Genomic DNA, 26,567 nt, shown 5'->3' with positions numbered 1-26,567 from the left:
TGGGGATTGTGGATAAAAAAACGAAGCCCGGTCAATGGACCGGGCTTGGAGGGGAGCAGGTGCAGCGGGTCGGCTTGTTGTGTATGGCCATGGCGATCAGCTCACGCGGCTGAGTTCGACCAGACGATCCGAGCCACCTTCGGCCACACGGTTGTTGCGTTCATTCAGGCGATCGGAGCCACCTTCGGCGACGCGGTCGTTGCGCTGGATCAGGCGATCGGAGCCACCTTCGGCGACGCGGTCGTTGCGTTGGATCAGGCGGTCGGAGCCACCTTCGGCGACGCGGTCGTTGCGTTGGATCAGGCGATCGGAACCACCTTCGGCAACGCGGTTGTTGCGTTCGAGCAGGCGATCGGAGCCACCTTCGGCGACGCGACCGGCGCGCTCTTGCAGACGTTCGGCGCCACCTTCGGCCAGAGTGTTCAGTGGCTGGCTGACGGTCACGGCGCCAGAGCGCGATTCGGCGGTCAGGTGCTGGTCGTCGGCCGGCAGGGCGAAGGCGTTGGCGGCAAGTACGGACAGGGTCAGGCTCAGCAGCAGATGGCGTTTCATGATTCGGTGCTCCTCTCGGGGGCTGGAAAGTGGTTACGGAGCCAATGCTACGCTCGGTAACTTCAGAGAGAAGTTCATCAGGATAATGGTAACAATCGATGCAATTGATACTGAGTGGCGGCGGCTCTGGCTCAGTGTTTTCAGGGGCTACTGCAAAAGAAGTGGCACGTTGTTCCCCCGGTAACATCTCGCCCCCGATCGACGAAAAGCTGAGAAAGGTGTCAGGAAAAACTTCGCTATCATGCCGTCCGGATTAAACCCGGCGACGTTTCATCAGTCCGACATAATGAGTGCCATCGCCGCCACGCAGTCAGGAGAATCACGCATGACGCGCCCCGCCAGAATCCTCATCTGGACCTTCGCCACCCTCGCCACGCTGCTGGCGATCCTGGTAGTGGTGATCGCCACCTTCGACTGGAACCGCGTCAAGCCACTGCTCAACGAGAAAGTCTCCGAGGCCCTGCACCGCCCCTTCGCGATCAACGGCAACCTTGCCGTGCATTGGCGCACCGAGCCTGAGGAAGGCGGCTGGCGGGCCTTCGTGCCCTGGCCGCATTTCACCGCCGAAGACCTCACCCTGGGCAACCCTGAGTGGCTCAAGGAGCCGCGCATGGTCGGGCTGGAGCGTGTGGATTTCCGTCTGGCGCCGCTGCCGCTGATCGTCCAGCGCATCAGCATCCCGCGCATCGACCTGGTCAAGCCCAGCGCCAGCCTCACCCGCCTGGCCGATGGCCGGGCCAACTGGGTGTTCGACTTCGCGCCCAAGGATGAGAACGAGGCCCCTTCGAAGTGGGTGCTGGACATCGGCGCCATCGGTTTCGACCAGGGCAGCGTCAGCTTCGATGATCAGACCCTGAAAACCAGCATGAAGGTGCAAGTCGATCCGCTGGGCAAGCCGATCCCGTTCAGCGACATCGTCGGCAAGGCCCGCGCCGAAAAGGCCGGCAATGCCCAGGACTATGCGTTCGCCTTCAAGGCCCAGGGCCGCTACAAAGGCCAGGCCGTGGCCGGCAGCGGCAAGATCGGCGGCCTGCTGGCGCTGCAGGATGCCAGCCAGCCGTTCCCGCTGCAGGCCGACGTGCGCATCGGCGACACCCAGGTCGCGCTCGCCGGTACCCTGACCGATCCGCGCAACCTGGGCGCCCTCGACCTGCGCCTGAAGCTTTCCGGCAGCAGCCTGGGCAACCTCTACCCGCTGACCGGCGTGACCCTGCCCGACACCCCGGCCTACGCCACCGATGGTCGCCTGAACGCCAACCTGCATGACCCCCTGGGCGCGCAATTCCGTTACGAGGGCTTCAACGGCAAGATCGGCGACAGCGATATCCACGGCGACCTGGCCTTCGTCGCCAGCCAGCCTCGGCCCAGACTGTCGGGCAACCTGGTGTCCAACCAGCTGCTGTTCAAGGACCTGGCACCGCTGATCGGCGCCGATTCCAACAGCGCGCAGAAGGCCCGCGGCGGCGCCAGCAAACAGCCGGCCGGCAAGGTCCTGCCGGTCGAGGAGTTTCGCACCGAGCGCTGGCGGGCCATGGATGCCGACGTGACCTTCGCCGGCAAACGCATCGTGCACAGCGAGAAGCTGCCGTTCAACGACCTGTCCGCCCATGTGATCCTCGAGGACGGCCTGCTGCGTCTGGAGCCGCTGCGCTTCGGCGTGGCCGGCGGCAACCTCGATTCCAATATCCGCCTGGACGGGCGCAGCACGCCGATGCAGGGCCGCGCCCGGCTGACCGCGCGTGGCTTCAAGCTCAAGCAGCTGTTCCCCAGCTTCGCGCCGATGCAGACCAGCTTCGGCGAACTCAATGGCGATGCCGATATCAGTGGCCGGGGCAACTCGGTGGCGGCACTGCTGGGTACTTCCAGCGGGGATCTGCGCCTGCTGATCAACGATGGCGCGATCAGCCGCAGCCTGATGGAGATCGCCGGGCTCAATGTAGGTAACTACGTGGTAGGCAAGTTGTTCGGTGATGAAGATGTAAAGATCAACTGCGCCGCGGCGGATGTCGGGATCAAGAATGGCCTGGCCACTACCCGGTTGTTCGTCTTCGACACCGAGAACGCGATCATCTACATCAACGGCACGGCCAACTTCGCCAGCGAGCAACTGGACCTGAAGATCACCCCGGAGTCCAAGGGCCTGCGCCTGTTCTCGCTACGTTCACCGTTGTATGTGCGCGGACCGTTCGCCAAGCCGAGTGCCGGCGTGCAGGCGGTGCCGCTGGCGCTGCGTGGTGCGGGGATGGTGGCGCTTGGCGTGGTGGCCGGGCCGGCGGCGGGGCTGCTGGCGCTGATCGCGCCGAGCAGCGGGGATGAACCGAACCAGTGCACGCCGTTATTGCAGCAGATGCGTGCCGGCAAGGCGCCAGCAGCGGCCGGCAAAGGTCATTGAGGTTCGTGGGAGCGGGCTTGCCCCGCGATGGCATCGACGCCATCGCGGGGCAAGCCCGCTCCCACGTAAACCTTGGGATCAGAGGCCTTTCAACAGATCGGACATATCGTCCGCGTGCTCTTCTTCCTGCGCCAGGATGTCCTCGAAGATGCGTCGGGTGGTCGGGTCCTTGTCGCCAATGTACTGGATGATCTCGCGGTAGCTGTCGATGGCGATGCGTTCTGCCACCAGGTCCTCCAGCACCATCTCCTTCAACGAACTGCCCGCCACGTACTGGGCGTGGGAATTCTTTGTCAGGTTGTCCGGGTCGAAGTCGGGCTCGCCGCCCAGCTGCACGATGCGCTCGGCCAGCCTGTCGGCATGCTCGGCTTCCTGGGTGGCGTGCTCGAGGAACTCGGCGGCGGCGACGCTGGCCTTGATGCCGCTGGCCATGAAGTAGTGACGCTTGTAGCGCAGGACGCAGACCAGCTCGGTGGCCAGCGACTCGTTGAGCAGGCGCAGGATTTTCTCGCGGTCGGCCTGGTAGCCCTCGGTCACCGCGCCTTGCTCGACATGCTGGCGGGCACGTTCGCGCAGGGTCTGCACATCGGTCAGTTCAACGCTCATGTTCATCTCCGTAACGGTCAGGGTGGTCATGCGCCGGGTACGGCATCACTGTCTTCCTGGCGCTGCTTGCAGGTCTTGAAGCCCTTGGCGTCGACGTGGCCGGTGGCGTCGAAGCGCACGTAGTAGGGCTGCTGGTGGCCATCGCGGTTGAGGATGTAGTCGTTGCAGGTGCCGCCGTGGGGCAGGTCGATGGCATTCGATGGGCGACCGCCGATGGCGATGACCTTCTGCATGGTCATGCCGTGTTCCACCTGCTTGACCAGCGGCTCGTCGCGGTAGGTGACGTAGTCCACCGGGTTTTCCGGGCGACTGCCGCAGGCGGCGAGGGTGGCGCTTGCCAGAAGGATGGCCAGGGTTCGCTTGTGCATGGTCCCGCTCCTTGCTCAGGGTCTGTTCTGCTTGGAACCGCAGCGCGCGCCGGGAGTTCGATTGCGCTTGTCTTCGATCGCGCTGTAGGGTGGACCGGTCTGTTCACGGATGAGGGCAAGGGTGATGAGTCAGGAGCTGGCCACGCGCTATCCACTGGTGCTGGTGCCGGGCATGCTCGGGTTCGTGCGGGCGCTGGTGTATCCCTACTGGTTCGGCATCGTTCCGGCATTGCGCCGGGGCGGCGCGCAAGTGTTCCCGGTGCAGGTGTCGCCGCTGCATTCCAGCGAGGTGCGGGGCGAGCAATTGCTGTTGATCATCGAGGACATCTGCCAGCGCACGGGGGCCGAGAGGGTCAACTTGGTCGGCCATAGCCAGGGCGCCCTCAGTGCCCGCTATGCGGCGGCGAAGTGGCCTGATCGGGTGGCTTCGGTGACGTCGGTGGCCGGCCCCAACCAGGGTTCGGAACTGGCCGATCACCTTGAGCGCACGGCACCGGGCGACTCAGCCCGGGGGCGCATCCTCAAGGCCGTACTGTATGGCTTTGCCGTATTGCTGGGTTGGCTGGAGACCGGCTGGCGCCGCGATCCTCTGCCGATCGATGTGCACGCCTCGCACCAGTCGCTGACCAGCGCCGGGGTAGCGCTGTTCAACCAGGCTTATCCACAGGGGCTGCCCGAGGCCTGGGGTGGCGAGGGGCCACCGGAAGTGAACGGGGTGCGCTATTACTCATGGTCCGGAACCCTGCAACCTGGGCGTACCGACCAGGGCCTGAACCGTTTTGACGGCAGCAACCGATTTTGCCGGCTGTTCGCCCGTAGTTTCGTCAGGGAGAAGGGGCAATGCGACGGCATGGTCGGGCGGTTCAGTTCGCACCTTGGGCAGGTGATCGGTGATGACTATCCGCTCGATCACCTGGATATCGTCAACCAGTCGCTGGGCGCGGTAGGCAAGGGGGCCGAGCCGGTGCGGCTGTTTACCGAGCATGCCGCACGGCTCAAGGCTGCGGGGTTGTGAGAAGCCTGGGGCTGCTTCGCAGCCCTTTCGCGACACAAGGCCGCTCCTACAGGGGATTGCGTTCGTCTGTAGGAGCGGCCTTGCGTCGCGAAAGGAGCGCGCAGCGCTCCCCAGCAGTCAACGCCGTACTGGCGTGGTCCAACGCTCGGCCAGCAGCACGCCAACCAGTGTCAGCATACCGCCGACCAGGTGATAACTGGCCAGTTGCTCATCCAGCACTACCGCAGCGATCACCGCCGTGACCACCGGCAGCAGGTTGAAGAACAGCGTGGTACGGCTTGGCCCCAGACGGTGCACAGCCTGCATCCACACCCGCGGCGCAACCATCGAGGCCAGCAGGCCGGCATACAGCACCAGGCCAATGTTGTGACCGTTCAGGCCGGTCTTGGGCGACAGCAGGAACAGCGGCAGCAACACCAGGATCGCCACCAGCACCTGCAGGTACAGCAGCTGCAGCGGTGGCAGGCGCAGCTGCCATTTCTTCAGCAGGAAGCTGTACAGCGCATAGGCGAGCGTGGCCACCAGCATCATCAGGTCGCCACTGTTCAGTCCCTGGTGCAGCAGCACGCCGGGTTGCCCGGCCGAGACCACCTCCAGCACGCCGAAGAACGACACCAGCGCGCCCAGCAGCGCGCCATAGCTCAGGCGCTGGCCGAGCCAGGCGATGGACAGGGCCAGCGACATCAGCGGCATCAGCGAGAGGATGATGCCCATGTTGGTGGCGCTGGTGATGGCCGCGGCGAAGTACGCCAGGCTTTGGTAGATGGCCATGCCCAGCACGCCCAGCACGAAGATCTTGCCCAGGTGCGGGCGGATGGCCGCGCGGTTGCGCCAGACCTGCGGCAGCAGGAAGGGGGTGAACAGCAGGCCGGCCAGCAGCCAGCGGTAGAAGCCGATCTCGGCGGGGAAGATGGCCCCGGCGGACATCTTGGTGACCACGGTGTTGCCGGCCCAGATGAGGATGGCGATAAGGGGGAATAGGTAGTTCATGAGGTATCTCGGATAACAGTGAAACGCTGTGGGAGCGGGCTTGCCCCGCGATGGCGTCAGTCGGGCCGACATCGTTGCCTGGTCGGTCGCCATCGCGGGGCAAGCCCGCTCCCACAGGGAGGGTGTGATGCCTGCCATTATCGCTTGTCTGTTCAAATGCCTATACTCCCATCCAGACAACCCGTCCCGTGAAGCAGACAGCATGGCCCGCAAATACCTCGACATCCCCCAATTCGACCAACTCCCCGCGCCGGTCTACTTCCGCTACGACGAGTTCGGCGCCGATACCCACAGCCCACCGCACCGCCACCCCTGGGGCCAGCTCAACTATGCCTCCCACGGCCTGATGCACCTGGACGTCGAGGGCCAGCGCTTCATCTCGCCGCCGCACTACGCCGTCTGGGTGCCGCCGGACACCGAGCACGGCTGCTACAACCCCCAGGCCATCATCTACCGTTCGGTCTACCTGGAGCGCCGCCTGTGCGCCGAACTGCCCGCGCAGCCCTGCAGCCTGGTGATCAGCGACATCCTCAAGGCGATCCTCGGCGACTTCGCCCGCCGTGACCTGCACATCGCCCAGGACGAGCGCGACCAGCGCCTGGTCCAAGTACTGGTCGACCAGCTGCACCTGGCGCCGGCCCAGACCTGCTACCTGCCGTTCGCTCGCAGCGACGGCCTGCGCCAGGTGCTCGAGACCCTGCACGCCGAGCCGGGCGACAACCAGCCGCTCGCCCATTGGGCGGCGCAGGTGCATGTCAGCGAGCGCACCCTGGCCCGGCAGTTCCTGCGCGAGCTGGGCATGAGCTTCGGCGAATGGCGCCTGCGCCTGCGTTTTCTGCGGGCGATCGAGGCGCTCGAAGCAGGCTCGTCGATCCAGGCGATTGCCTTCGATCTCGGCTACAGCAGCGCGTCGGCCTTCATCGCCATGTTCCAGCGCCAGGCCCACTGCACGCCGGAACAGTACCGGCGGCGGGCGCGCACGGAGATGTAAGAAAACTTGTCTACACTCTGCTCGACGAGCGCGCATCCGGCGCGCGGACAAGGAGACCACTCCATGAAGCTGCTGCACGTACCCCTGCTGGTGTTGGGCATGTTGATCGCAGGGCAAGGATTCGCCGCCACCGCGCAACAGGAAAAGATGAAGACCTGCAACGCCGACGCCACTGCCAAGGCGCTCAAGGGCGATGAGCGCAAGGCCTTCATGAGCACCTGCCTGAAGAAGGACGTGCCGCAGACCCAGCAGGAGAAGATGAAGACCTGCAACGCCGACGCCACCACCAAGGCGCTCAAGGGCGACGAACGCAAGAGCTTCATGAGCGACTGCCTGAAGAAGAAATGACCTGTGCCTATGCCTCTGTCGTGAACGCTGGCAGACTGCGGGACTTTCCGCTGTCTGCCGTTGAGGCTGTATGACTTTCACTCCCCGCCAGGTCACCCTGGCCAGCTGGATCATCGTCATGGCGGGCCTGTTGCTGGCGCTGCCGTTGAAGCTGCTGCCGAGCCTGCTGGCCGGCCTGCTGGTCTACGAGTTGGTCAATATGCTCACCCCCAGGTTGCAGCCGCTGATCGCCGGGCAGCGCGCGCGCTGGCTGGCGGTGGCGCTGCTCGGCACGCTGGTGGTGAGCACGCTGACGTTGCTGATCGCTGGTGCCTTCAGCTTCCTGTTGCACGAGGCCGAGAACCCCGGCGCCTCGTTGGACAAGTTCATGGGCCTGGTCGAGCGCGCCCGTGGTCAGCTGCCGCCGTTCATCGAAGGCTACCTGCCGGCCAGCGCGGCGGAGTTCAAGGTGGCCATCGGCGACTGGATCAAGAGCCACCTGAGCGACCTGCAACTGGTGGGCAAGGGCATGGCGCACATGTTCGTGACCCTGCTGATCGGCATGATCCTCGGTGCCATCGTCGCCCTGCAGCGTCTGCCCGACCTGTCCCGGCGCAAGCCCCTGGCGGCGGCGCTGTTCGAGCGCCTGAGCCTGCTGGTGCAGGCGTTTCGCAACATCGTTTTTGCGCAGATCAAGATCTCCCTGCTCAACACCGTGTTCACCGGGATCTTCCTGGCGGTGGTGCTGCCGCTGTTCGGCGTGCACCTGCCGCTGACCAAGACGCTGATCGTGCTGACCTTCCTGCTTGGGCTGCTGCCGGTGATCGGCAACCTGATGTCCAACACCCTGATCACCATCGTCGGCTTGTCGCTGTCGATCTGGGTGGCGGCGGCGGCGCTGGGGTACCTGATCGTGATCCACAAGGTCGAGTACTTCCTCAACGCGCGGATCGTCGGCGGGCAGATCAGTGCCAAGGCCTGGGAGCTGTTGCTGGCGATGCTGGTGTTCGAGGCGGCGTTCGGGTTGCCGGGGGTGGTGGCGGGGCCGATCTATTACGCCTACCTGAAGAGTGAGTTGAAGCGGGCGGAGTTGGTCTGATCATCGCGGGGCAAGCCCGCTCCCACAAAGCAGTCATGAATCTGGCGTGGGAGCGGGCTTGCCCCGCGATGAGGCCTTCGAATCAAACCGCGCCGTAACGCTTGCGCGCCTCGATCGCCAGGCCGCTGCCGATGCTGCCGAAGATGTTGCCTTCCACATGCCGCGCATTGGGCAGCATCGCCGCCACGCTGTTGCGCAGCGCCGGGATGCCGCTGGAACCGCCGGTGAAGAAAACCGTGTCCACCTGGCCTTCGCTGACGCCGGCCTTGGCCAGCAATTCGGTCACGCTGCCGCGCACCCGCTCCAGCAGCCCGCCGATGGCGTCTTCGAACAGCGCCCGGGTCAGCTCCACCGACAGTTCAGGCTCGATGCGGCCAAAGTCGATACGGCGGCTGTCGCGCTCGGTCAGCTCGATCTTGCTGGCCTCCACCTCCATCGCCAGCCAGTGCCCGGCGCGCTGCTCGATCAGGTTGAACAGGCGATCGATGCCCAGCGTGTCCTCGATGTCATAACGCATGCTGCCCAGGGCCAGCTGCGACTTCTGCGAGTAGAGGGCGTTGATGGTGTGCCAGGTGGCCAGGTTGAGGTGGTAGCTGGTGGGCATCAGCGCGCCGCTCTTCATCCGGCTGCCGTAGCCGAACAGCGGCATCACACCCTGCAGGCTCAGCTGCTTGTCGAAGTCGGTACCGCCGATATGCACGCCGCCGGTGGCAAGGATGTCGTCCTGGCGCTCGGCCACCAGGTGGCGCTCCGGCGACAGGCGGATCAGGGTAAAGTCCGAGGTACCACCGCCGATATCGACGATCAGTACCAGCTCTTCACGGCTGATGCCCGACTCGTAGTCGAATGCAGCGGCGATCGGTTCGTACTGGAACGACACGTCCTTGAAGCCGATCTTGCGCGCAACCTCCGCCAGGGTGTCTTCGGCCTCCTGGTCGGCGGCTGGGTCTTCGTCGACGAAGAATACCGGGCGGCCCAGCACCACCTGGTCGAATTCACGGCCGGCATCGGCTTCGGCGCGCTTTTTCAACTCGCCGATGTACATGCCCAGCAGGTCCTTGAACGGCAGGGCGCTGCCCAGCACGCTGGTGTCGTGCTTGATCAGCTTGGAACCCAGCAGGCTCTTGAGCGAGCGCATCAGGCGGCCTTCGTAGCCCTCCAGGTACTCGTGCAGCGCCAGGCGGCCATACACCGGGCGACGCTCCTCGATGTTGAAGAAGACCACCGACGGCAGGGTGATCTTGCCGTCTTCCAGGGCGATCAGCGATTCGACGCCCGGGCGGTGCCAGCCGACCGTGGAGTTGGAGGTGCCGAAGTCGATGCCGAGGGCGCGGGCCGGGGATACGTCAGACATGGGGGAGAGCTTCCGGAGGCAAAACGGCCGCGCAGTTTATGCCAGTCTGCGGCTAAATCAAGACCGGCCGTCTGCGATAGCGCAACCCCGGGTGAACCTTGAAAGGCTATGCTTGACCCCAATCTTCAGTAGCAATACGTACATTCACATCGGTGACCCCCAGATGGACTTCAAAGACTACTACAAGATACTCGGCGTCGAGGCGAGCGCGGACGAGAAGGCGATCAAGGCCGCGTACCGCAAGCTCGCGCGCAAGTATCACCCCGACGTCAGCAAGGAGCGCGACGCCGAGGACAAATTCAAGGAGGCCAACGAGGCCTACGAAGTGCTGGGCGACAAGGAAAAACGCGCCGAGTACGACGAGATCCGCAAGTACGGTGGCCAGCATGGCCGGCCCTTCCAGGCGCCGCCTGGCTGGGAGTCCCGCGGCGGTGGCGGCGGTGGCTTCGAGGGCGGCGACTTTTCCGATTTCTTCAGCTCGATCTTCGGCGCCCGGGGCGGCAATCCCTTCGGTGGCGGTGGCCGGCAACAACACAGCGCTGGCAGGCGAGGGCAGGACGTGGAACTGGAACTGGCGGTCTTCCTTGAGGAAACCCTCAACAAGGAATCCAAGCAGATCAGCTTCCAGGTGCCGCAGACCAACGGTGCCGGGCAGCGCACCGGGTTTACCACCAAGACTCTGAACGTGAAGATCCCCGCCGGGGTGACCGACGGCGAGCGCATTCGCCTCAAGGGCCAGGGCGCGCCGGGCGTGGGCGGTGGTGCCAATGGCGACCTGTTCCTGACCATCCGCATGGCACCGCACCCGCTGTTCGATGTTGAAGGCCATGACCTGATCATCACCGTGCCCCTGGCACCGTGGGAAGCGGCGCTCGGCGCCAAGGTGGCCGTGCCGACCCTGACCGGCAAGATCAACCTGACCATCCGCCCCGACAGCCAGAGCGGCCAGCGCCTGCGGGTCAAGGGCATGGGCCTGTTGAACAAGCAGGGCGAGCGCGGCGACCTGTACGCCCAGCTCAAGGTAGTGATGCCTGCCCAATCCGATGACGCAGCTCGCGCATTGTGGACCCAGCTCTCCGAGAAAGCCGCGTTCAACCCGAGGACTCAATGGAGTAAGTGATCATGAGCAGCACCCTGATCGTTCAACTGGACATGCGTACCCTGTGCCAGGAAGCCGATGTATCGGCCGACTGGGTGATCGAGATCGTCGAACACGGCATTGTCGAACCGTCGGGGCGAACGCCCGAAGAGTGGGTGTTCGACGACCGCGCGCCGGTGACGTTGAAGCGCGCGGTGAAGCTGCATCAGGAGCTGGAACTGGAGTGGGAAGGGGTGGCGCTGGCGTTGGAACTGTTGGAAGAGGTGCAGCAGCTGCGCAGTGAGAACAGCATGTTGAAGCAGCGGTTGGGCAGGTTTACCCAGATGTGATGGGTATGACCTGTTAGATCCTGGGGCTGCTGCGCAGCCCTATCGCGACACAAGGCCGCTCCTACAAGGGATCGCGGTCGCCTGTAGGAGCGGCCTTGTGTCGCGAAAGGGGCGCAAAGCGCCCCCAGGTTCACGAGACTTTCGCGATGACTTTGAAGTACAGCACTGTTGCCCGGTACACGCCTTCAGGCCCGCAGGCATAATCCGGAATCTCCCCCGCCTTGCTGTACCCCAGCGCCCGATAGAACGCTTCAGCTCCAGACCCGGCCTCGGTATCAAGAAACAGCATCCCCCGCCCGATCCGCCGCGCCTCGGCCTCCAGCGCGTTCATCAACTGCTGCCCCAGCCCACGCCGCCGAGCATCGCTGTGCACCAGCAGCTTCTGCACCTCGGCCCGGTTCAAACCATTGGGTTTCAGGCACAAGCCCAGTTGCACGCTACCCAGCACTTCCTGCCCCTGGGCAATGACCCAGAGCAGTTGCTCGCCACCGGCCAGCTTTGCCTTCACCTCATCGAAGTAGGCCTTGGCCTGCGGCTCGTCGATATCGGCCAGAAACCCCACCGACGCACCCTGGCGCACCGCATCGAGCAAAAGGGCCACCAGCCCGTCGCGGTAGTACGCCAGGCCTTCGTGGGTGACGCGGTGCAACTGGGCGGTATTCATGGGCTTCAGGTCCTTGAAGGGGGAAGGGTGTTGTCATCCAGGTAAAGCTGCATGAAGGTCAGGTCCAGCCAGCGCCCGAACTTCACCCCCACCTGCGGCATCTGCCCGGTGATGCTGAAACCCAGGCGTTCGTGCAGGCGAATCGACGCGGCATTGCCGCTCTCGATGGCGGCGACCATCACATGCTTGTCGCAGTGGCGCGCGCGCTCGATCAGCGCTTCCATCAATACAGGCCCCAGGCCCTTGCCTCGTTGGTCGCCACGTACATACACCGAATGCTCGACGGTATGCCGGAAGCCTTCGAACGGCCGCCAGTCGCCAAATGAGGCATAGCCCAGCACGCCGCTGTCGTCCACCGCCACCAGGATCGGATAGCCCTGCTGCGCGCGGGCCTCGAACCAGGCCAGGCGGTTGCCCAGGTCCACCGGGGTTTCGTTCCAGATCGCCGTGGTATTGGCCACGGCGTCGTTGTAGATGTCGAGGATGCCCGGTACGTCGTCGATCAGGGCGTCGCGGATCTGGTAACTCATGACAGCGTCTCGCAAGGGAAGTGGTTGCAGATTAAATGGTAACCAGGCCGCGCACACCTTCGGCCTGCATGTTTTCACCCCGGCCGCGCTGGACGATCTCGCCGCGGGCCATGACCAGGTACTGGTCGGCCAGCTCCTCGGCGAAGTCGTAGAACTGCTCCACCAGCAGGATGGCCATGTCGCCCCGGTCGGCCAGCTTGCGGATCACCGCGCCGATCTCCTTGATCACCGACGGCTGGATGCCTTCGGTGGGTTCGTCGAGGATCAGCAGGCGCGGGCGGCTGGCCAGGGCGCGGCCGATGGCCAGCTGTTGCTGCTGGCCACCGGAGAGGTCGCCGCCACGGCGTTGCTTCATCTGCTCCAGCACCGGGAACAGTTCGTAGATGAAGGCCGGCACTTCCCGTGCCTCGCGGGCGGGGAAGCGCGACAGGCCCATCAGCAGGTTTTCCTCGACGGTCAGGCGCGGGAAGATCTCGCGGCCCTGGGGCACGTAGGCGATGCCGGCGTGGACCCGTTGCTGGGGCTTGAGCGTGGTGATCGGCTTGCCTTCCCATTCCACGCGGCCCTCGCGGGCCGGCAGCAGGCCCATCAGGCAGCGCAGCAGGGTGGTCTTGCCCACGCCGTTGCGACCGAGCAGGCAGGTGACCTCGCCGACCTTGGCCTCGAAGGACAGGCCGCGCAGGATGTGGCTGCCGCCGTAGTATTGGTGCAGGGTGTCGATTTTCAGCATGTTCTGCCCTTGAGTCGTTCAATTCGTGGGAGCGGGCTTGCCCCGCGATAGCGTCAGGCCTGGGAATGATGTTGGCCGGGCTGGTGCAATCGCGGGGCAAGCCCGCTCCCACGCCACCCTCACAGGCCTATCTACCGAGATACACCTCGACCACCCGCTCATCCTCCTGCACCTGCGCCAGCGATCCTTCCGCCAGCACACTCCCCTGGTGCAGCACCGTCACATGGTCGGCAATGCTGCCGACGAAGCCCATGTCATGCTCCACCACCATCAGCGAATGCCTGCCCGCCAATGAGCGGAACAGCTCGGCGGTGAACTCGGTCTCGGCATCGGTCATCCCCGCCACCGGCTCGTCGAGCAGCAGCAACCTCGGCTCCTGCACCAGCAGCATGCCGATCTCCAGGAACTGCTTTTGCCCATGGGACAACAACCCCGCCTGGCGCTGTGCCAGGGGCAGCAGGCGCAGGGTGGTCAGCACCTCCTCGATGCGCTGGCGTTGCTCGCCGGACAACCGCGCCACCAAACTGGCCCACACCGACTTGTCGGCCTTGAGCGCCAGCTCCAGGTTTTCGAACACCGTCAGCGCCTCGAACACCGTGGGTTTCTGGAACTTGCGGCCGATGCCGGCCTGGGCGATCTGGTACTCGCTCATGCGGGTCAGGTCGAGGGTGTCGCCGAAAAACGCGGTACCCGTATCGGGGCGGGTCTTGCCGGTGATCACGTCCATCATCGTGGTCTTGCCGGCGCCGTTGGGGCCGATGATGCAGCGCAGCTCGCCGACGCCGATGTACAGGTTAAGGTCGTTGAGCGCCCTGAAACCATCGAAGCTGACGCTGATGCCCTCCAGGCTCAGCACCGTGCCGTGGCGGGTGTCGAGCCCGGCCTCGCGGCGCCGACCGAGGCCGATGGCCTCGCGACCGCTGCCGATCTGGTCGAAGATCGGTTCCAGCATGAATTCCGGATGCACCGGGGGTACGCTTCTCATGGCTGGCTCCTTTTCTTCACAAGGCCGACCACGCCCTTGGGCAGGTACAGGGTGACGAGGATGAACAGCGCGCCGAGGAAGAACAGCCAGAACTCGGGGAACGCCACGGTGAACCAGCTCTTCATGCCATTGACCAGCCCGGCACCGAGCAGCGGCCCGATGAGTGTGCCGCGCCCGCCCAGCGCCACCCACACGGCGGCCTCGATGGAGTTGGTCGGCGACATCTCGCTGGGGTTGATGATGCCCACCTGCGGCACGTACAGCGCCCCGGCCAGGCCGCACAGCACGGCGCTGAGCACCCACACCAGCAGCTTGAAGCCGCGCGGGTCGTAGCCGCAGAACATCAGGCGATTCTCGGCGTCACGCACGGCAGTGAGCAGGCGCCCGAACTTGCTCTGGGTCAGGCGCCAGCATAGGAACAGGCTGCCCAGCAGCAGGCCCACGGTGAGCAGGAACAGCACGGCCCGGGTGCCTTGGGAGGCGATGTCGAAGCCGAGGATGGTGCGAAAACTGGTGAAACCGTTGTTGCCGCCAAAGCCAGTCTCGTTGCGGAAGAACAGCAGCATCCCGGCGAAGGTCAGGGCCTGGGTCATGATCGAGAAGTACACGCCCTTGATCCGTGAGCGGAAGGCGAAGAAGCCGAACACCAGGGCCAGCAGCCCCGGCGCCAGCACCACCAGGCACAGCGCCCAGGCGAAGTGCTGGGTGCCGGCCCAGTACCAGGGCAGCTCGCTCCACGACAGGAAGGTCATGAACCCCGGCAAGCCATCGCCGGCCGCCTGGCGCATCAGGTACATGCCCATGGCATAGCCGCCCAGGGCGAAGAACAGGCCGTGGCCCAAAGACAGTAACCCTGCGTAGCCCCACACCAGGTCCAGGGCCAGGGCGACGATGGCGTAGCAGAGGATCTTGCCGACCAGGGTCAGGGTATAGGCCGAGACCTGCAAGGCATGCCCGTCGGGCAGCAGCGACAGCAGCGGCAGGGCCAGCAGCACCAGGACGACAACGGCGCCGATGGCCAGCGACACTCGTGTGCCGACCTTGCGCGAGGCAGTGACAATCAATGGCTGGTTCATCAGTCGATTACCCGTCCCTTGAGGGCGAACAGGCCTTGCGGGCGCTTCTGGATGAACAGAATGATCAGCGCAAGGATGAGTATCTTGCCCAGCACCGCACCGATCTGCGGCTCCAGCAGTTTGTTGGCGATGCCCAGCCCGAAGGCCGCCCACAGGCTACCGGCCAACTGGCCGACGCCGCCGAGCACCACCACCAGGAACGAGTCGATGATGTAGCTCTGGCCCAGGTCAGGCCCCACGTTGCCGACCTGGCTCAGGGCCACGCCGCCGAGCCCTGCAATGCCTGAGCCGAGGCCGAAGGCGAGCATGTCGACGCGACCGGTGGACACCCCGCAGCAGGCCGCCATGTTGCGGTTCTGGGTGACGGCGCGCACGTTCAGGCCCAGCCGGGTGCGGTTGAGCAGCAGCCAGGTGAGCAGCACCACCGCCAGGGCGAAGCCGATGATCACCAGGCGGTTGTACGGCAGCACCAGGTTGGGCAGCACCTGGATGCCGCCGGACAGCCAGGCCGGGTTGCTCACCTCGACGTTCTGCGCGCCGAAGATCAGGCGCACGGCCTGGATCAGGATCAGGCTGATGCCCCAGGTGGCCAGCAGGGTTTCCAGCGGGCGGCCATACAAGTGGCGGATCACTGTGCGCTCCAGGGCCATGCCGACCCCGGCGCTGACGGCGAAGGCCACCGGCAGGGCTATCAGCGGGTAGAACTCGATGGCGCTGGGGGCATAGCGTTGCAGCAGCACCTGGACCATGTAGGTGCTGTAGGCGCCGAGCATCAACATTTCGCCGTGAGCCATGTTGATCACCCCGAGCAGGCCGAAGGTGATCGCCAGACCCAGCGCCGCCAGCAGCAGGATCGAACCCAGCGACAGGCCGCTGAAGGCTTGGCCGAGCAATTCACCGACCAGCAGCTTGCGCTGTACCTGGGCCAGGCTGGTTTCGGCGGCGGTGCGCACGGCGGCGTCGGTCTCGGCGTCGGGTTGTAGTAGCGCTTCGAGGCGGGTGCGGGCCAGCGGGTCGCCGGTTTCGCCGAGCAGGCGCACGGCGGCCAGGCGTACCGCGGGCTCGCTGGCGCCCAGTTGCAGGTTGGCCAGGGCCAGGCCGAGAGCCGCGTGCACGGCGGCGTCCGGTTCGCTGGCGAAGCGGCGGTCGAGGAAGGCCATCTGCGCCGGTTGCGCGGTTTTCTGCAGTTGCTGAGCTGCGGCCAGGCGCACGTTGGCTTGGTCGCTGAGTAATTGATGGCTAGCCAATGCGTTGTCGATCAGGCCGCGCAGGCGGTTGTTCAGGCGCAGTTTGCGGGTGTCGCCTTCGGCGATGCGGCCTTGGCGCAGGTTTTCCAGCAGCGGCAGGCGGGCCGGGTCCGGTTGCGCGGCCCAGGTTTCGAGCAGGTTGGCCTGTTCGGCGGGTTTGGCGCTGAGGAAGAATTCGCCCTCGCTGGCTTGGGTGGCCAGGGGTAGAAGCAGCAATAGTGTGAGCAGGAGTCTGAGCATGCGGGCCATCCTGGAAATCGGCGGTGGATTCATCGCGGGGCAAGCCCGCTCCCACGCCGCCCCCCATCCAGAGGTGAGTGCAGCGTGGGAGCGGGCTTGCCCCGCGATGGCGTCAGTTGCCCTTCACTGCATAGTCAGGCCGCTTGTCATTCCCCGGAATGAACGGGCTCCAAGGCTGCGCCCGCAGCGGCTCCTCGGTCTGCCACACCACGCTGAACTGCCCGTCATCCTGGATCTCGCCGATCATCACCGGCTTGTGCAGGTGGTGGTTGCTCTTGTCCATGGTCAGGGTGAAGCCCGACGGCGCCTTGAAGCTCTGCCCGGCCAGCGCCTCGCGCACTTTGTCCACATCGGTGCTGCCGGCCTTCTGCGCCGCCTGCGCCCACATGTGAATGCCTACGTAGGTGGCCTCCATCGGGTCGTTGGTCACCGCCTTGTCGGCCCCCGGCAGGTTCTTGGCCTTGGCGTAGGCCTTCCAGTCGGCGACGAACTTCTGGTTCACCGGGTTATCCACCGACTCGAAGTAGTTCCACGCGGCCAGGTGCCCCACCAACGGCTTGGTGTCGATGCCGCGCAGCTCCTCTTCGCCCACCGAGAACGCCACCACCGGCACGTCGGTAGCCTTCAGCCCCTGGTTGGCCAGCTCCTTGTAGAACGGCACGTTGGAGTCGCCGTTGACGGTGGATATGACCGCCGTCTTGCCGCCGGCCGAGAACTTCTTGATGTTGGCGACGATGGTCTGGTAATCGCTGTGGCCGAACGGCGTGTAGACCTCTTCGATGTCCTTGTCGGCCACGCCCTTGCTGTGCAGGAAGGCGCGCAGGATCTTGTTGGTGGTGCGCGGGTAGACGTAGTCGGTGCCCAGCAGGAAGAAGCGCTTGGCGCCGCCGCCGTCCTCGCTCATCAGGTATTCCACTGCCGGGATTGCCTGCTGGTTAGGCGCGGCGCCGGTGTAGAACACGTTCGGCGACATCTCTTCACCCTCGTATTGCACCGGGTAGAACAGCAGGCCATTGAGCTCCTCGAACACCGGCAGCACCGACTTGCGCGACACCGAGGTCCAGCAGCCGAACACCACCGCCACCTTGTCCTGGGTCAGCAACTGGCGGCTTTTTTCGGCGAACAGCGGCCAGTTGGACGCCGGGTCCACCACCACCGCCTCGAGCTGCTTGCCGTTGACCCCGCCCTTGGCGTTGATCTCGTCGATGGTCATCAGCGCCATGTCCTTGAGCGAGGTCTCGGAAATCGCCATGGTCCCCGACAGCGAATGCAGGATGCCGACCTTGATGGTCTCGGCGGCCTGGATGCTCCAGCTCAGGCCCATCGCGGCGATCGATGCGCTGAGGGTGAAGGCCTTGATCAGACTGCGTCGCTTCATGTGCTCACTCCGATGTGATGGTGGGTGTTGGCCTAGTCGGAGAGTGCAAAGGCTGTGCCGAGCGATGGAAGGTGCGCGATAGAGCGGTTGTGCGACGAATCGGGGCGCGGGGTGGGGCCAGGATGGTGCTTGCAGGTTGGGCCTGCACAGGATTGGGGCCGAGGGCGATGAACACTTTTGACACATAAGCACTACTTGAGTACCGTGCCGCACCGCAGTAGTTTCTGCGGTTCGGGATTGGCGTCCCGCTGTCAGAACCGGGCACATCGCACCTGCGATAGCGTGTCCTGCATGGTTGCACCCGTTATGGGCGGAGCCGTGTGTGGGAGCCTTCGGGCTCACCGGACCTTCTGACCGGCAACGCCAACCCGCACGGCTCCGTCCACCCATATTGGCGTATGGGCACGGAGATACACTTCAGAAGGCTGCAAGGAGTCGCACCATGCTCAAGAAGATCGTTCCAGATCCACCGTTCGCATTTGTCGAGATCGCCACCTTTCATCGAGAGGTGCAGCCATGAACCAGGAATCGCTGGTCAACCACAGTCCCCGCAAATCCCGTCCCGTCACCGCTTGTTCCCACTTCGGCACCTGCAATCACGCCCATGATCCGATTCTCTCGGTACGTGCTGGCGTTGATAGCGAGGATGCGCTGGTGTGCGCGGTGGCGGCGTTGAAGGCGGCGTATGAGACCAATGCTGCCGCGTTGGAGAAGGCGGGGGAGCCGTTGCGCAGCTTGCTGACGGCGACGGAGAACTCGCTGGAGAAAGGCCTGGCGCTGGCCGAAGCCGTGCTTGAAGGGTTGGAGCAAGGCTAGCGGGCCTCATCGCGGGGCAAGCCCGCTCCCACGCCGACCTCACACGGCAGGCGTGGGAGCGGGCTTGCCCCGCGATGGGTTCAGGATCAGTTGTTCGACGCCCCACGCACGGCGGTACGCGGCTGGCGCCTGCTGCGCACGAACTGATAGGTCACCGCCAGAATCACGAACCAGATCGGCGTCACCACCAGCGCCGAGCGGGTATCCGCCTCCAGGCTCAACAGCACCAGAATGCCGGCAAAGAACACCAGGCACACATAGCACATGAAACGCCCGCCGGGCATCTTGTAGGTGGACTGCTCATGCAGCGCCGCGCGCTGTTTGCGGTAGCTCAGGTACGACAGCAGGATCAGCGTCCACACGAACATGAACAGCACCGCCGACACCGTCGTCACCAGGGTGAAAGCTTCGATCACATTGGGTACCAGGTAGATCAGCACCGCGCCCAGCAGCAGGCAGGTGCAGGAGAAGTACAGGCCGTTGGCCGGCACCGCGCGGCGCGAGAGTTTCTCGAACGCCTTGGGCGCATCGCCCTCCTGGGCCAGGCCGAACAGCATGCGGCTGGTGGAGAACACGCCGCTGTTGGCCGACGAGGCCGCCGAGGTGAGCACCACGAAGTTGATGATGCTCGCCGCCGCCGGCAGGCCGGCCAGCACGAACAGCTCGACGAACGGGCTCTTGCCCGGCACCACGTCGCGCCAAGGGGTGACCGCCATGATGGCGATCAGCGCCAGCACGTAGAACACGATGATGCGGACCGGGATTGAGTTGATCGCCCGCGACAGAGTGCGCTCGGGGTTCTTCGCCTCGGCGGCGGTGGTGCCTACCAGCTCGATACCGACGAAGGCGAACACGGCGATCTGGAAGCCGGCGAAGAAACCCAGCAGGCCGTTGGGGAACATGCCGCCGTCATTCCACAGGTTGGCCAGGGTGGCGGTGTGGCCGCTCGGCGACTGGAAGCCGGTGATGACCATGTACAGGCCGGTGGCGACCAGGCCCATGATGGCGATGATCTTGATCAGGGCGAACCAGAACTCCATCTCGCCGAACATCTTCACCGTGACCAGGTTCAGCGACAGCAGCAGGGCCACGCAGCTCAGCGCCGGTATCCACTGCGGAAGGTCCGGGAACCAGAATTGCGTGTAGGCGGCGATCGCCACCACGTCGGCGATGCCGGTGACCACCCAGCAGAACCAGTAGGTCCAGCCGGTGAAGTAGCCGGCCCAGGGGCCGAGCAGGTCGGCGGAGAAGTCGATGAACGACTTGTAGTTGAGGTTCGACAGCAGCAGCTCGCCCATGGCGCGCATGACGAAGAACAGCATGAAGCCGATGATCATGTAGACGAAGATGATCGACGGGCCGGCCAGGCTGATGGTCTTGCCCGAGCCCATGAACAGGCCGGTGCCGATGGCGCCGCCAATGGCGATGAGCTGGATGTGGCGGTTGGTCAGGTTGCGTTGCAGGTGCTGCTCTTCAGAGGGTGTCTGGGAGGTCCGGGTCATGGGCTGCATTCCATTGAGGGTCAGTCTTTTTGTGAGCGAAAGCCGGTTAGGCTATCACGTCGCGTTCCGATCGCGGGTGCGGCAGATCGGCACGATCTTGGCGGTGCAGCGCGGTGCTCGACATGACGGGAATCAATGGTTGTTGGTGCCGGCCTCATCGCGGGGCAAGCCCGCTCCCACGCTGATCTCACAGGGCAGGCGTGGGAGCGGGCTTGCCCCGCGATTGCGATATCAGGCCCTGACCATGATCTGGCGTCTCATCACCAGGCTATCCACCCCCCACATCACCACCATCGAAATCCCCACCAGCGGGAAGGCAACGCCCAGCACCACCATCACCCCCACCGCCATCTTCCAGCGCGGCAGGTCATGACGCAGCGGCGGCACCCCCAGCCCACCGGCCGGCTTGCGCTTCCACCACATCACCAGCCCGCTCACCGAGCCCAGCAGGATCATCAGGCACACCAGCAGGATGACGATCTGGTTCAACGGCCCGAACATCTTGCCCTCATGCAGCATCACCCCCAGCTCCGTGGCACGCGCCACTGGGCTGTAGTCCTGCCAGCGCACATCGGCCAGCACCTGCCCGGTGTACTGGTCCACATGCAGGGTGGCATCGTTGCGCGGATCGTCGGCGAATACCGCGATGGTGAACACGCCGTCGGCACTGGTCGGCAGGGTGATGCTGTAGCCCGGCTCGACCTCGCGCAGATCGGCGATGTTCTCGACCTGCTGCAGGCTGACCTGCGGCGCGGCGGGGGCGTGATCCATCATGTGATGCCCGGCATGCTCGGCATGGGCACCGGACACCGGCATCGGGGTGTTCTCCATGGCCCACGGCACGGTCTGGCGATGAGCACTGTTGAGGTCGCGTGCTTCTTCATCGGACTTGGGCACGTCATTCCACATGGCCGCCGGGAAGCGGTTCCACAGGTCGGCGTACTGCTTGCCCCACAGCCCGGTCCAGGTCATGCCGCTGATCAGCATCAACAGCAGCAATGCCGAACCCCAGAAGCCGGTGACGGCATGCAGGTCGCGCCACAGCACACGGCCGCGTGCGCTCAGGCGTGGCCACAGCACCCCGGCGCTGCTGCGCCCGCGTGGCCACCATAAATAGAGGCCGGACACGACCAGGACGATGCCCCAGCCGGCCGCCAGTTCCACCAGCCGGTCGCCGACCGTGCCGACCATCAGTTCGCCATGCAGGGCACGGGCGATGGCTTGCAGGTTCTGCTTGCCGTCCTGTTCGCCCAGCACCTTGCCGCTGTACGGATCGACGAACACGTTCAGCTCGCGCCCGCCGTCATGCACGACGAACTGCGCGCTGCGTTCGGCATTCAGCGGCGGTAGGTACTGGCCTACGTGGCCCTGTGGATAAGCCTGGCGCACGTTGGCCAGCAGCGTATCGGCACTCTGTCGGTGATGGCCGGCCTCGACCACCATCAGCTCGCGGTACATCAACGGATCGAGCTGCGGCTTGAACAGGTAGATGATCCCGGTGATTGCCAGCAGGATCATGAACGGCGCCACGAACAGCCCGGCATAGAAATGCCAGCGCCACGCAAGGTTGTAGAAGGAAACGTTTGGTTTGCTCATTAGAGCCTCCCGTAGACCTTAAGTGGGCGCGGTCAGGCCCCGCGCCCGTTTGTTGTTGTCAGAAGCTGAAGTCGACCTTGGTCCAGAAGGTCCTGCCTGGCTCGTTCACCGGGTCCGTGGCGTTGGCCGGGTAGCCGAACCCGGCGTTCCCGGCCAGGTTCAGGTGCTCGGCGTAGGCCTTGTCGAACAGGTTGTCGACGCCCGCGCTGAGCTTGAGGTTGTTGTTGACCTTGTAGGCGCCGTTGAGCGAGAACACGCCGAAGCCTGAGCTGGTGTCATAGTCCTTGCCGACCACATTGCCTTGGTTCTGGGCGATGCGGTTCTGCTCGGCCACCAGGCGCCACAGGGCGCCGACGCTCCAGGTGTCGCGGCTGTAGGTCAGGCCCAGGCGGCTTTCCAGCGGTGGCATCTGTGGCAGGGCCTTGCCGTCGCTGCTGTTCTTGCCCCAGGCGTAGGCCAGGGTGGCGTCGGCCTTCCAGTTTTCGGTCAGTTTGTAGGCCGCGCCCAGTTCGCCGCCCATGATGCGCGCATCGATGTTCTGTGCCTGGGAGGTGAGCGAACCCATCATGTTGCGCTGGTAGTCGAACAGGATGTAGTCGCGGACCTGACCGACGTAACCCGAGGCCCAGGCTTCCAGGCGCTCGTCACGGTACTGGATGCCAAAGTCGAGCTGGGTGGTCTTCTCTGGCTTGATGCCGTCGAAGGCGTTGACCGAGCCGGCCGGGGCGCGCTTGGGCGAGAACAGCTCCCAGTAGTCGGGGAAGCGTTGGGTGTGGCCGAGGCCGATGTAGGTGGTGGCCGGAATCGCCGCCAGGTCGTGCTCGTAGCGCACGAAGCCGCTGGGCAGGGTGTCGGCGCGGGTGTCGCCTTCGGTGGCGCTGCCCTTGCGGAAGTCGCGGGCCGAGGCACGGTCCAGGCGGGCGCCGGTGACCAGGCGGTCCTCGCCGGTCGCATACCAGGTGAGCTCGCCGAAGGCGCCGTAGTTGTGGAAGTCGGCGTCCTTGGTCCAAGGCTGGCCCTTGTGTGCGTTGACGCCCATGCCGCCGCGCTGGCGATGCTCGTTGGTCTGCGCGTCGATGCCGCTGATCAGTTGCACGTCGGCCCAGCGCCAGGTGGCCTTGATCCGCGCGCCCATGGTGCGGCGGTCGACGTTACTGACCATGGGCATGCCCATCATGCCGGTGCCCGACGGGGTGCGCAGGGTGTAGTTGTCCATTACATGGTCGGCGTAGTTGTAGTAGAGCTGCGCCTCGACCTTGTCGAGCACCTCGCCGAGGTTGGACTTCTCGAAGCGCAGGCCCAGGCTTTCGCGCTTGAACTGCGAGCCGTCCATGCCGCGCCCGGCGGAGCGGGCTTCGCCATCGCCCTTGCCGGCGGTCAGTTCCAGCAGGGTGTCGGCGTCCGGGGTCCAGCCGAGGCTGACGTCGCCGTTCCACTTGTCCCAGCGCGAAGGCACGGTGTCGCCGTTGCCGTCCTCGAAGTCGTCGGAGTGCGACTGGTTGCCGATGAAGCGCACGTAGCCGAGCTGGTTGCCGGCCGCGGCGTCGAGCACCTTGTCGAAGCGGCCGTTGGAGCCGGCCAGCACGCTGCCGTTGACCCGGCTGCCCAGCTCGCCGAACTTCTCCGGCTCACGCTCGAACAGGATGGTGCCAGCGGAGCCGCCCGGGCCCCAGATCACGCTCTGCGGGCCTTTGATCACGGTGAGGCGGTCGTAGGTCTCCGGCGAGATGTACGAGGTCGGGGCGTCCATGCGGCCAGGGCAGGCACCGAGCATCATGCCGCCGTTGGTGAGGATGTTCAGGCGCGAGCCGAACATGCCGCGCAGCACGGGGTCGCCGTTGGTGCCGCCGGCGCGGATCACCGAGAAGCCGGGGATGGTCTTGAGATAGTCGCCGCCGTCGCTGGCCGGCACGGGCTGGCGCGGGTCCTTGGGGTTGGTGACCACGGTCAGCGGCGAGCTGGGGGCGATGGCGGTGATCACCGTCGGGCTCAGCTCGGCCGGGTCGTGCACATGGCCTTCATGGCCGGTTTCGGCGGCAAGGGCCAGTGGCGCGAGCAGCGAGCCGCAGAGCACGGCGACGGTGCCGCGCAGGGAAAGGGCAAAAACAGGGGTGCAGCCGGACATAATGATTCCAGTCGATCAGTCATGAGTCAGCGCGAAGCCTCCTGGCTTCGGGCGTTTAGCGTGTGGTGTTCAGGCGACGATCGAACGGGGCGGCGCGCGGCTGCGGGCGCCGGGGAATACAGCCTGCCGGGCATGGCCCTGGCGCGTGGCGACGGTGAGGTGGCTGGGTGGGGTGATGCTATCCGCGCTGAGCGGGCTGAGGGTCTGGGGCAGGGCTGGGCAGTTGAACAGCAGGCTGCAGTAGCCGCACTTCTCCCACATCACATGCAGTTGGCCGTCGTTGCCGTGGCCGTGGTGCTCGTCGTGACCGTGCGCCATGGGCATGCTCATCGACATGTCCATGGGCATGGACATGCCGGCGTGGTGCTCCATCGGCATCGACTGGGAAACCAGCGGGCCGATGAAGATCATCCACATGGCGAACAGGCTCAGCCAGCCGCCACCGACGCGCCTGCGATCAGGGCGGGTAGTGCGGACGGAGCTGTAGCGCGGCAGGCTCATGGTGAGCGCCAGTCAGTCGATCAGGTCAGTGCGCGTGCTCGTGCGCGGCCTGCTCGGCCGGTGGCTGCTTCTGCACGGCGACTTCGACGGTGATGTCACCGGCCTTCTCGAAGTGCAGGGTCAGCGGGAAGCGCTTGCCGTCGGTCAGCAGGCTGCGGTCCTTGGGCTGCATGATCATCACGTGGTAGGCGCTGGGGGCGAAGGTCAGGTCCTTGCCGGCGGGCACCACCACGCTTTGCACCTGCTGCATCTTCATGGCGCCGGCGGCGCTCATCGCATGCTCGTGCAGCTGGGCGTCGGCGCTGATCGGCGTGTCCGCCGAGAGCAGGCGGTCGTCGGTCTTGCCGTTGTTGTGCACGACGAAATAGGCCGCGACGTTGGGCGCATTCGGCGGCAGCTCCAGCGACCAGGGGTGGGCGATGTGCAGGTCGCCTTTGCTGTATTCGTGGGCGTTGGCATAGGCGCCGGGCAGCAGCAGGGCGGCCAGGACGAGGGCTTGCTTGAGCATGGGTGAGTCTCCGATCTGTTGAGGTTCAGGCAGACAGCGTAGTGAACTCAGGCCAGGGGAGAGGCACGGGGGTTGAGCGCGGGCCATAGCTGGCGCGGCGTGGGTTGGTAGTCGGCGAGTTGCGGCGAGTACCCCGCCGGCAGCACGGGCGGGTTGTGCAACTGCGGCGGGTAGCCTGGCAGGGCCAGCAAGGGCGCGGCGCCCAGGCAGCACCAGCAGTTCATCATGCTGGCGCTGTCGTCGCTTTGCGTCCCTAGGTCGATCTTGGCCAGGGCCTGGACATCGACCTTGGCCTTGCCGGCCATGCTGGAACAGAAAGCCCCCCACAGCAGCTGCTCGGCCGGGCCTTTCGGCGCGGCGGAGGACAGCGGCATGGCCAGCAGGTTGAACAGCACTGCGAAGCAGGCTATCCAGGCAATGTGCCGACGTGGGGGCATGGAGAGATCCGGTCAGGAATCGTGATGGCTATTGTACGGCGGAGTATAGGTAAAAATGCCAGGGTGCGGTGAAGTGCCGCACCTGAAGTAGAGCATGTCGCGCCAGAGACGCGGGTTCGTGGGAGCGGGCTTGCCCCGCGATAGGGCCAGGCCTGGGAATGATTTTGCTTGGGCGGGCCTCATCGCGGGGCAAGCCCGCTCCCACGAACCCGCTCCCGCAGCGCTGGTGATATCAGACCTTGCCACGCCCCAGCAGCCCGCGCACGGTCTCCTGCAGGTCGGCCGGCAGCACCACGACCTTGGCGTTGTCGCTACCCGCCAGATTCTCCATCGCCCCAATGTAACGCTCACCCAGCAGGTACATGGCCGGCACAGTTTCGCTGCCTACCGCTTCCTTGACCAGGGTGATCGCCCGCGCCGACGCCTCGGCCAGGTTGACCTGGGCTTCTGCGTCGAGCTTGGCCGCCTGCAGGCGCGCCTCGGCTTCGAGAATCGCCGCCTGCTTGTTGCCTTCGGCGCGGGTCACATCAGCTTTACGCTCACGTTCGGCGGCGGCCTGGCGCTCCATGGCCGTCTGCATGCTTGGCGAGGGCTTGATGTCCTGGATCTCCACCGAGCGCACGGTCACGCCCCAGTCTTCGGTCTGCTCGGACATCGCTTCGCGCAGGCGCGCCTTGATCTGCTCGCGGCTGGACAGCGCTTCGTCCAGGTCCATGGCACCGACGATGGCGCGCAGCGAGGTCATGGTCAGGCTGGTGACGGCGAACGAGAAGTTCTGCACGCCATACGAGGCCTTCTGCGGGTCGACCACCTTGGCGAAGCACAGGGCGTTGGCGACGATCACCGCGTTGTCCTTGGTGATGATCTCCTGCTGCTGCACGTCGAGGATGATGTCCTTGGTCGGCAGGCGGTAGGCGACCACGTCCATGTACGGGATGACGATGTTCAGGCCCGGCTTGAGGGTGCTGTGGTAGCGGCCCAGGCGCTCGACGATCCACTCCTCGCCCTGGGGCACGATGCGCACCCCCTTGAACACGGTGATAAGAACGAATGCGGCGAGGGTGCCGACGACGATGAGGCTGGTCATGCTGCGAACTTCCTTTTAGTGCG

Annotated in this window: 27 protein-coding genes; 8 read left to right on the top strand and 19 right to left on the bottom strand. The window is 65.2% G+C overall.

Annotation, left to right across the window (positions count from 1 at the left end; translation table 11 throughout):
- Positions 1–96: 96 nt before the first annotated feature.
- Positions 97–552: a phage infection protein gene (locus tag ACYUME_RS23420; protein ID WP_460417141.1), complete on the bottom strand. Its 456-nt coding sequence runs from the start codon at positions 550–552 to the stop codon at positions 97–99.
- Between the two features lie 325 nt (positions 553–877).
- Here ACYUME_RS23420 and ACYUME_RS23415 point away from each other — a divergent pair, with 325 nt between their 5' ends.
- Entirely contained in the window at positions 878–2,944 is a 2,067-nt protein-coding gene (locus ACYUME_RS23415) for an AsmA family protein (protein ID WP_460417139.1), read from the top strand.
- A gap of 78 nt (positions 2,945–3,022) precedes the next feature.
- On the opposite strand, the gene ACYUME_RS23410 is transcribed toward ACYUME_RS23415, so the two are convergent.
- Both ACYUME_RS23410 and osmE read right to left on the bottom strand, forming a co-directional pair.
- Positions 3,023–3,550: a ferritin-like domain-containing protein gene (locus tag ACYUME_RS23410; protein WP_460417138.1), complete on the bottom strand. Its 528-nt coding sequence runs from the start codon at positions 3,548–3,550 to the stop codon at positions 3,023–3,025.
- Positions 3,551–3,576: 26 nt separating this feature from the next.
- On the bottom strand, positions 3,577–3,918 hold the full coding sequence (gene osmE, locus ACYUME_RS23405; RefSeq protein ID WP_460417136.1) for an osmotically-inducible lipoprotein OsmE: 342 nt from the start codon (positions 3,916–3,918) through the stop codon (positions 3,577–3,579).
- A gap of 124 nt (positions 3,919–4,042) precedes the next feature.
- Between osmE and ACYUME_RS23400 the strand changes: the two genes are divergently transcribed.
- A complete protein-coding gene (locus tag ACYUME_RS23400; RefSeq protein WP_460417135.1) occupies positions 4,043–4,933 on the top strand; it encodes a lipase family alpha/beta hydrolase in 891 nt (296 codons plus the stop codon).
- Between the two features lie 117 nt (positions 4,934–5,050).
- Here ACYUME_RS23400 and ACYUME_RS23395 read toward each other — a convergent pair whose 3' ends face one another.
- A complete protein-coding gene (locus ACYUME_RS23395) occupies positions 5,051–5,923 on the bottom strand; it encodes a DMT family transporter (RefSeq protein WP_460417133.1) in 873 nt (290 codons plus the stop codon).
- A gap of 202 nt (positions 5,924–6,125) precedes the next feature.
- On the opposite strand from ACYUME_RS23395, the gene ACYUME_RS23390 reads away from it, so the two are divergent.
- From ACYUME_RS23390 to ACYUME_RS23380, 3 genes are all read left to right on the top strand, one after another.
- On the top strand, positions 6,126–6,914 hold the full coding sequence (locus ACYUME_RS23390) for an AraC family transcriptional regulator (RefSeq protein WP_460417131.1): 789 nt from the start codon (positions 6,126–6,128) through the stop codon (positions 6,912–6,914).
- 63 nt (positions 6,915–6,977) lie between these two features.
- Positions 6,978–7,262, top strand: a complete 285-nt coding sequence (locus ACYUME_RS23385; protein WP_279882717.1) for a PsiF family protein — start codon at positions 6,978–6,980, stop codon at positions 7,260–7,262.
- Positions 7,263–7,332: 70 nt separating this feature from the next.
- Positions 7,333–8,340, top strand: coding sequence for an AI-2E family transporter (locus tag ACYUME_RS23380; protein ID WP_279882715.1), 1,008 nt, complete (start codon positions 7,333–7,335; stop codon positions 8,338–8,340).
- A gap of 82 nt (positions 8,341–8,422) precedes the next feature.
- On the opposite strand, the gene ACYUME_RS23375 is transcribed toward ACYUME_RS23380, so the two are convergent.
- On the bottom strand, positions 8,423–9,694 hold the full coding sequence (locus ACYUME_RS23375) for an Hsp70 family protein (RefSeq protein WP_460417128.1): 1,272 nt from the start codon (positions 9,692–9,694) through the stop codon (positions 8,423–8,425).
- Between the two features lie 163 nt (positions 9,695–9,857).
- On the opposite strand from ACYUME_RS23375, the gene cbpA reads away from it, so the two are divergent.
- Positions 9,858–10,814 (top strand): curved DNA-binding protein, encoded by a 957-nt coding sequence (gene cbpA / locus ACYUME_RS23370; RefSeq protein ID WP_279882711.1) that lies wholly within the window; start codon positions 9,858–9,860, stop codon positions 10,812–10,814.
- 2 nt (positions 10,815–10,816) lie between these two features.
- The gene (locus ACYUME_RS23365) at positions 10,817–11,122 is read left to right on the top strand and encodes a chaperone modulator CbpM (RefSeq protein WP_011535907.1); all 306 of its coding nucleotides are present in this window, start codon (positions 10,817–10,819) and stop codon (positions 11,120–11,122) included.
- Positions 11,123–11,252: 130 nt separating this feature from the next.
- Here ACYUME_RS23365 and ACYUME_RS23360 read toward each other — a convergent pair whose 3' ends face one another.
- The 7 genes from ACYUME_RS23360 to urtA all read right to left on the bottom strand — a co-directional run bounded on the left by ACYUME_RS23360 (position 11,253) and on the right by urtA (position 17,972).
- The gene (locus ACYUME_RS23360) at positions 11,253–11,786 is read right to left on the bottom strand and encodes a GNAT family N-acetyltransferase (RefSeq protein WP_460417125.1); all 534 of its coding nucleotides are present in this window, start codon (positions 11,784–11,786) and stop codon (positions 11,253–11,255) included.
- A gap of 5 nt (positions 11,787–11,791) precedes the next feature.
- Positions 11,792–12,316: a GNAT family N-acetyltransferase gene (locus ACYUME_RS23355; protein WP_460417124.1), complete on the bottom strand. Its 525-nt coding sequence runs from the start codon at positions 12,314–12,316 to the stop codon at positions 11,792–11,794.
- A gap of 31 nt (positions 12,317–12,347) precedes the next feature.
- Positions 12,348–13,046: an urea ABC transporter ATP-binding subunit UrtE gene (urtE, locus tag ACYUME_RS23350; protein WP_050707108.1), complete on the bottom strand. Its 699-nt coding sequence runs from the start codon at positions 13,044–13,046 to the stop codon at positions 12,348–12,350.
- Positions 13,047–13,173: 127 nt separating this feature from the next.
- Entirely contained in the window at positions 13,174–14,031 is an 858-nt protein-coding gene (gene urtD, locus ACYUME_RS23345; RefSeq protein WP_460417121.1) for an urea ABC transporter ATP-binding protein UrtD, read from the bottom strand.
- Positions 14,028–15,107: an urea ABC transporter permease subunit UrtC gene (gene urtC / locus ACYUME_RS23340; RefSeq protein WP_460417119.1), complete on the bottom strand. Its 1,080-nt coding sequence runs from the start codon at positions 15,105–15,107 to the stop codon at positions 14,028–14,030. Before urtC ends, urtD begins: the two co-directional genes overlap by 4 nt.
- On the bottom strand, positions 15,107–16,627 hold the full coding sequence (gene urtB, locus ACYUME_RS23335; RefSeq protein WP_460417117.1) for an urea ABC transporter permease subunit UrtB: 1,521 nt from the start codon (positions 16,625–16,627) through the stop codon (positions 15,107–15,109). The genes urtC and urtB overlap by 1 nt, the downstream gene beginning before the upstream one ends.
- A 79-nt stretch (positions 16,628–16,706) precedes the next feature.
- Entirely contained in the window at positions 16,707–17,972 is a 1,266-nt protein-coding gene (gene urtA / locus ACYUME_RS23330) for an urea ABC transporter substrate-binding protein (RefSeq protein ID WP_460417116.1), read from the bottom strand.
- 516 nt (positions 17,973–18,488) lie between these two features.
- On the opposite strand from urtA, the gene ACYUME_RS23325 reads away from it, so the two are divergent.
- Complete coding sequence (locus ACYUME_RS23325; RefSeq protein ID WP_186713780.1) at positions 18,489–18,788, top strand: hypothetical protein; 300 nt, start codon at positions 18,489–18,491, stop codon at positions 18,786–18,788.
- A gap of 86 nt (positions 18,789–18,874) precedes the next feature.
- Here the strand turns inward: ACYUME_RS23325 and cycA are convergent, their stop codons facing one another.
- From cycA to ACYUME_RS23290, 7 genes are all read right to left on the bottom strand, one after another.
- A complete protein-coding gene (gene cycA, locus ACYUME_RS23320) occupies positions 18,875–20,290 on the bottom strand; it encodes a D-serine/D-alanine/glycine transporter (protein WP_460417113.1) in 1,416 nt (471 codons plus the stop codon).
- Positions 20,291–20,521: 231 nt separating this feature from the next.
- A complete protein-coding gene (locus ACYUME_RS23315; RefSeq protein ID WP_460417112.1) occupies positions 20,522–21,886 on the bottom strand; it encodes a PepSY-associated TM helix domain-containing protein in 1,365 nt (454 codons plus the stop codon).
- Positions 21,887–21,944: 58 nt separating this feature from the next.
- Positions 21,945–24,011: a TonB-dependent copper receptor gene (locus ACYUME_RS23310; RefSeq protein ID WP_460417111.1), complete on the bottom strand. Its 2,067-nt coding sequence runs from the start codon at positions 24,009–24,011 to the stop codon at positions 21,945–21,947.
- A gap of 69 nt (positions 24,012–24,080) precedes the next feature.
- Entirely contained in the window at positions 24,081–24,512 is a 432-nt protein-coding gene (locus ACYUME_RS23305) for a DUF2946 domain-containing protein (protein ID WP_279882688.1), read from the bottom strand.
- Positions 24,513–24,537: 25 nt separating this feature from the next.
- Positions 24,538–25,020, bottom strand: coding sequence for a copper chaperone PCu(A)C (locus tag ACYUME_RS23300; protein WP_028691292.1), 483 nt, complete (start codon positions 25,018–25,020; stop codon positions 24,538–24,540).
- 47 nt (positions 25,021–25,067) lie between these two features.
- Positions 25,068–25,457, bottom strand: coding sequence for a DUF2946 domain-containing protein (locus ACYUME_RS23295; protein WP_460417108.1), 390 nt, complete (start codon positions 25,455–25,457; stop codon positions 25,068–25,070).
- Between the two features lie 232 nt (positions 25,458–25,689).
- On the bottom strand, positions 25,690–26,544 hold the full coding sequence (locus ACYUME_RS23290; protein WP_262952530.1) for an SPFH domain-containing protein: 855 nt from the start codon (positions 26,542–26,544) through the stop codon (positions 25,690–25,692).
- Between the last annotated feature and the right edge of the window lie 23 nt (positions 26,545–26,567).

The organism is Pseudomonas sp. microsymbiont 2, from assembly GCF_054788395.1.
The sequence above is the reverse complement of the archived record's forward strand: the minus strand, read 5'-3'. Positions and strand labels throughout refer to the sequence as shown.